This is a genomic window from Acetobacter papayae JCM 25143 (assembly GCF_000613285.1).
In the GTDB taxonomy this organism is placed as follows: Bacteria; Pseudomonadota; Alphaproteobacteria; order Acetobacterales; family Acetobacteraceae; genus Acetobacter; species Acetobacter papayae.
In genome coordinates, this window is record NZ_BAIN01000108.1 from 1 (window position 1) to 5405 (window position 5405).

At 47.1% G+C, this 5405-nt stretch carries 8 protein-coding genes and 1 pseudogene; 3 read left to right on the forward strand and 6 right to left on the reverse strand.

Annotation, left to right across the window (positions count from 1 at the left end; all coding sequences use genetic code 11):
* Positions 1-566: ImuA family protein (locus tag JCM25143_RS14335; RefSeq protein ID WP_025861723.1), on the reverse strand; the 566-nt coding region annotated here is incomplete at its 3' end.
* 187 nt (positions 567-753) lie between these two features.
* On the opposite strand from JCM25143_RS14335, the gene JCM25143_RS14340 reads away from it, so the two are divergent.
* Entirely contained in the window at positions 754-969 is a 216-nt protein-coding gene (locus JCM25143_RS14340) for an antitoxin VbhA family protein (protein ID WP_025861725.1), read from the forward strand.
* Here JCM25143_RS14340 and JCM25143_RS14345 read toward each other — a convergent pair.
* The 4 genes from JCM25143_RS14345 to JCM25143_RS20080 form a co-directional block, all read right to left on the reverse strand.
* Positions 964-1614, reverse strand: a complete 651-nt coding sequence (locus JCM25143_RS14345) for a hypothetical protein (protein WP_025861726.1) — start codon at positions 1612-1614, stop codon at positions 964-966. The two genes, JCM25143_RS14340 and JCM25143_RS14345, sit on opposite strands and share 6 nt — an antisense overlap.
* Entirely contained in the window at positions 1607-2005 is a 399-nt protein-coding gene (locus JCM25143_RS14350; RefSeq protein WP_025861727.1) for an EAL domain-containing protein, read from the reverse strand. The genes JCM25143_RS14345 and JCM25143_RS14350 overlap by 8 nt, the downstream gene beginning before the upstream one ends.
* On the reverse strand, positions 1980-2402 hold the full coding sequence (locus tag JCM25143_RS21740) for an EAL domain-containing protein (protein ID WP_081773611.1): 423 nt from the start codon (positions 2400-2402) through the stop codon (positions 1980-1982). The genes JCM25143_RS14350 and JCM25143_RS21740 overlap by 26 nt, the downstream gene beginning before the upstream one ends.
* Positions 2403-2677: 275 nt before the next feature.
* On the reverse strand, positions 2678-4078 hold the full coding sequence (locus JCM25143_RS20080) for a methyl-accepting chemotaxis protein (RefSeq protein ID WP_081773612.1): 1401 nt from the start codon (positions 4076-4078) through the stop codon (positions 2678-2680).
* Positions 4079-4163: 85 nt separating this feature from the next.
* On the opposite strand from JCM25143_RS20080, the gene JCM25143_RS22890 reads away from it, so the two are divergent.
* Both JCM25143_RS22890 and JCM25143_RS22895 read left to right on the forward strand, forming a co-directional pair.
* Entirely contained in the window at positions 4164-4571 is a 408-nt protein-coding gene (locus JCM25143_RS22890; RefSeq protein WP_234395326.1) for a TetR/AcrR family transcriptional regulator, read from the forward strand.
* 28 nt (positions 4572-4599) lie between these two features.
* Positions 4600-4761, forward strand: a complete 162-nt coding sequence (locus JCM25143_RS22895) for a hypothetical protein (RefSeq protein WP_199897908.1) — start codon at positions 4600-4602, stop codon at positions 4759-4761.
* Between the two features lie 161 nt (positions 4762-4922).
* Here JCM25143_RS22895 and JCM25143_RS20090 read toward each other — a convergent pair.
* Positions 4923-5405 (reverse strand): annotated as a pseudogene (locus JCM25143_RS20090) (transposase); the annotation flags it as partial.

The window sequence follows — 5405 nt, forward strand, 5'->3', positions numbered from 1 at the left end:
GCCGAGGGGCTGCCGCCGATCCGCCAGCGGGTCATGCTGGCGCTGGCAGGTGGCTCACTTACCGCGCCCGCCGTGCGACAGAGCAGGAAGCCGCTGACCTGGCTTCGACTGGCGGCCAGCACGAGGCGCCGGGACTGGGTGAGCGAAAGCGGTGTGCGCAGATCCGCGACCAGGGCACAGACCCCGCGCTCGTTCAGCACGTCCTCGCACAGAGCTTCCAGAGCGCCCTTGCGGGTAGTGATGCAGAGCAGGCGACCAGGATTAAGGCCAGACTGGCGGATGCCCGGGGCGGACAGGTCGGGATAGTCTTCACTCGCCCAGATCACCGGCCCGGTCGTGCGGGCCAGCACATGGGCGACAAAGGCGGCTGAACGGGAGCCATAAAGCCTGTCGCGTCCGGTGCTGAAGACTTCATGCACGCAGCCTCGCGCCAGACCACCGTCCAGATGGGCATCAAGAGCCGCAAACCCGGTTGGCAGCCTGTCAGCCGACACAGGTGGGGGGGCTTCCATCCGGCGGATTTTCTCGCGCAGAAGGGCCAGCGTATCCGTCTTGTCCTGGTGCATGGGAGGGCTCCTTTACACCCTCTGGCTACACCAGAACAAAAGAGGAACGCAAGCCTATTTCAGTCCGAGCGTGGTCCGATGTCGCTATCCGTTTAATCTTATGGGAAAACTGGAGTGGCGGGTTTTTTTGCCCCTCGCTCAAGCCGGTATCTGGAGGTAAAACTCACGATCAACGATGAGGCAACACATGAAAACGCTCACAGATTCTGACAAGGAACACCGCCTACAAGCGGTTCAGGACGCGCTGGCCAGCGCGGCCCGGGAAGGGCAGCCGATTTCACCAGAGGCAGCAGCGGATCTGGAAGCGTGCGCACGAGGCGAAATCACGGGGGATGAGGTGCGTCGTCGTATCATGGCGCGGCTACAGGCGGATCCACGCTACAAGGGCGTCACGCGATCATGACCCGCAGACCCAATGACTACCGGTCGCCGTTTTCCAGGCATCAAGAGAGACGATCTTGCGCGTGACCAGATCCTGACGGACCGGCCCTGTGTCGTTTCTGGAAAAAGCGGCCGACGGGGGAGGGTTTGCTTTTCGGTAGGCATCGAACACTTTGCCAAAGGCTTCCCATGCACCGGCAATCCAGTGTCCGCTTTCCCATGCCTGATGCAGAGCCACGGCTGCGGCTTCCCGTCTGGCACGGAAAACGGGATCGCTCAGCCTCTGCTCGACAGTCGTGTTCTGGGTAATCTGCTCGATCTGGAAGCGCTCATCTTCTGCCTGCGCCACCAGTTCCAGAAAGGCATCGACTGTTTCTTGCAAGCAGAGGCGCGCGTGCTCCTGTAGCGCGTCGAAATCAGAGAACATCGAAAAATCGGTGCCTTTGACTTGGGCCCGGACAGCACGGGATCCCTCGCGCCTGATGGCCTCAGCCTTGCGAGATAAGCGCCGGCCAGCCGCACGGAGTGTCACTGCGACCGTTTCGGTATCTGGCGTGAGCTGAAGAACCGTCTCAATCGTCCGCTCCGCCAGCTTTTCGCGTCCAAGGCGGCGCAGTGTGGTGACCAGATGATCTTCACGATTGTTACTCTTGGTGTGCTCACTCATGAGTATGACCTGCTACATATCGCCTATTCCAATCCTCGATAAGCTTGTCGAGTTGGTTGAAGCTCACAGCAGGAGAGCAAAAAAATCCCTGGAAGCGCCTAACCCCCATACCTTTTAGTTCATAAAACGCATTAATGGTTTCCACCCCTTCAGCGTAACAATAGATTTGCATCCTTTTACAATAATATATGATGGCTTCTATTAATGCTTGTGTTTTTAAATTAGACGAAAAGTTAACCAACATACCTTTGTCAATTTTGATTCCGTAAAGATCTATATCGATCACAGGAAGCAGAGTACTATGCTCAGAAAAGAAGTCATCAAGAGAAAATTTGTAACCATAATTTATAAGTCTTTTTATTTTTTCAACAATATTCTTGTTCACTTTCATGCGCTCCGAAATCTCTAAAATTATATTTTTTGGAACCCGAGGAGTTTTCTTTGAAATTTCTTTCAACTGATCCAAAAAAAACTTTGTTATTTATATCTACTTGAGAAATATTAATAGAGACACTATACCTTCCATCGTATTTCTTTATGAATTTTTCTGCAGATTCAAGACACAGTGCGGTCACTTTTTTATGGAGAGTATTCTCAGTCAAAAGAGGCTTAAAATGATCTGGTGAGAATATCTTGCCGCATCTGCATTTCACTCTCATGAGTTGCTCAAAGCATACAATATTTAAATATTCATCAAGAATCGGTTGATAGTAAATTTCAACAAGGTTCTTTTGGAATAATTGGTTGTATTCCTGCTCTATGCACTGATTGCATGGAAAAACTATCATTGGGGTGTCTTTTGTTAATTCAATTAGGAGGTGACATCTGTTTACGGATACGAGTTATGATCAATTCCGTGTGGTGAAGTATGTTAAATTCCACGGAACTCTCCTCTGTCATTCCCATATGATCCGAAGTGTATGGATTATATTACGATAATAATTCATAAACAATATGCGTTATTATCAATTAAATCTCTAAATATAGACTGTATTCTCATTTTTAATGAAAATACAGTCTCCGCTTCCACATATTTAAATGAATGTTTAATTCATGAGGTAAGTTATCTTACCAACGCAAGGCGTGGTGGCAAGCCTGTAGCTCTAATATCCTCTGTAGTGAAATGACTGACGATCTCCCTCAATGACGTTGCTTCGCGTGCTAGATTATGAACCGCAGCAGTCGTCTCTTCCACCATGGCCGCATTTTTTTGAGTAATGGCATCCATTTCGTTCATTGTCAGATTGATTTCGTTCAAACCACTGGATTGCTCGGCAGCTGATGTTGAAACATTTTCAATCAGATTTCCCAAATCATCAATCTGGCTTGTAATGTCTCGAATACATTTTTCGGTATCTTCAACAAACCCAACGCCATGGTTGATGTCAGCGTAAGAGCGGGAAATGAGTTCCTGTATATTTTTTGATTCATCGGCAGTGCGTTGAGCCAGCGTTCTGATCTCGCTTGCAACAACAGAAAACCCACGACCATGCTCACCGGCTCTGGCGGCTTCAACCGCGGCATTGAGAGCGAGAATATTTGTTTGAAATGAAATTCCGTTAATAGTTTCTATGATAGAGTTAATTTTTTTGGAAGATTCTTCTATTTTACTCATAGCATTCATAGTTTTGCTAATGGCATTTTGTGAAAGCGCTACGCTTTTTTTTGTCAAATCAGATGTGTTACGAGCGTCTTTTGTTATTTCTGCTATTTTATGCATGTTTTTATTAATGGATGAAACAGTGACTGTCGTCTGCTCAAGGCTGGATGCCTGTTCTTCAGTCCGCCGTGCCAGATCATCGGTTGCCGTGGAAACTTCAGCTGATGTATTACTGACAACAGTCGTATTGCTTGTAATTTGCTGCATCGCCTCACTAATGGCGCAAAGTCCTTCATTGAAATCTTTTCTGATAGATTCATATTCAGGAGCAAAGGCTTGATCTAATGTTGCGGTAAGATCGCCTGATTTTATAGCCTGTAAAACCCGACGGAAAGACTCAGTCATAAATTCTATATTTGTTTGGTTTTTTTTCTGCTGTTCCTGTGCGGCAAAATGCTCACGCCGATCTTCCCAGACAACCGCAATTTCGTCATTCCCTTCAATGCTTATAAGAAATATTGTTGCAAAAACAGGAAGAATTGTTCCGTCCATACGGACATGCATCCAATCAAATTGGATTGGGTTTCTATATTTTATAAGGTTTCCTACTATTTCCTGTGTGGCATCACTTGATTTTTTCCCATTAGGCTGAAAATCAGGCGAAAATTTTTCAACACTTAACCCGATGATCTGCTCTCTGCTGCCACCAACCAGATCAAGCATCGCATTATTGCAATCAGCGACCTTACCATCTTTCAAATAAAAACATCCGCTCAGAGTATGCTCAAATATTGACTCTGCAAGAATTTGATGTACTGTTCTCACGTCAACTTGATTTTTACTTTTACCTCTTGAAAAAAACATGGAACTAAAAAAACTCCCGAAATCTTTTGGCTGCTCGTTTGTAGACGACTGGTCTATTCAATTTCATATATGAGTTATGATCTTCATGCAACACACGACGCATAACCGCGATACTAAGCAGGCAATTCTGCAGGCGGCCCGTATGATCATTAGCCGGAAAGGTTTTGCATCAGCTGGGTTAAATGAAATTCTAGCCGAGGCAGGTGTTCCAAAGGGGTCATTTTATCATTATTTCAAGTCTAAGGATATTCTTGGAGTTGAAGTGCTAGAGAATTATTTCGATTCCTATCTAAAAATTCTTGAGAATTTATTCCAAGCTCCAGATATGACTGGGCGAGAACGATTGATGCTTTATTGGGAGAAGTGGTGCAATACTCAAAAAAATGCTCCCACGACAGGAAAGTGTCTTACAGTAAAGCTTGGAGCTGAAGTCTCAGATATGTCAGAGCATGAGGGGAGTGCTGATACATGGGACAGCAAGCGTCGTCGATAAAATTACACAGGCCATAGAATATGCAATCATGGACGGGTCAGTAAAAATATCAGAAGAACCTAAAAAAACAGCAGAAATGCTTTACAAAATGTGGTTAGGGGCAACGCTAATGGTCAAAATTACGCGCGACAATCAAGCATTGATAGATGCCTATGTAACTACGGAACGGGTTCTTTCAACAAAAAACTGAGAGGTAAATCCGCCTGTTTGTCAGGGAAATGGAGGGGCGAAAACCCCTTGATTGATGTGCTTGGGCTGTAATTTCTGGCTTTTGGCGATTTGATTGACGGTTTTTGTGATGGCATCCGGTCTGCGTTTTGAGCAGATTGTGAGCTGTTACCCGCTTGATAGCTACGCTGTGGTGCTGATCCGCTGCAGGAAGAGGAAGCGGCGCATGTTGTAGACGATATTGGCCTGCCCGATCCTCATGGTGGCCCGCGTTAAGCCTACGGTTCGCACGAACAGCCCTATCTGGACTTCTGATCGGCAAAGACGTGCTCGACGCGGGATCGGATCACGGACTTTCCTGCATTGGACCGCTGGATATGGAGTGGCATGGGTATGAGATGTGGCTTCTTCCTGTGAACCTTTGACGCAAAGCCCTGCTTTTCCATGAATTCTTCGTTGGCTTTTGAGCGATAGGCCGTGTCTGCCCAGACGCTTGAGGCCGTATTGGTTTTATCCAGCAGCCCCTCTCTCAATCGCGCACCATCACTGGCAGCGGCATCCGTCGTCTTCCATTTTCGGATGAACCGAAGCTTCCGATCGATGGAGATGTGGGATTTGTAGCCAAAGAACGGGATGGCAAGATCGCTGGATGGCATGGTTCCATCA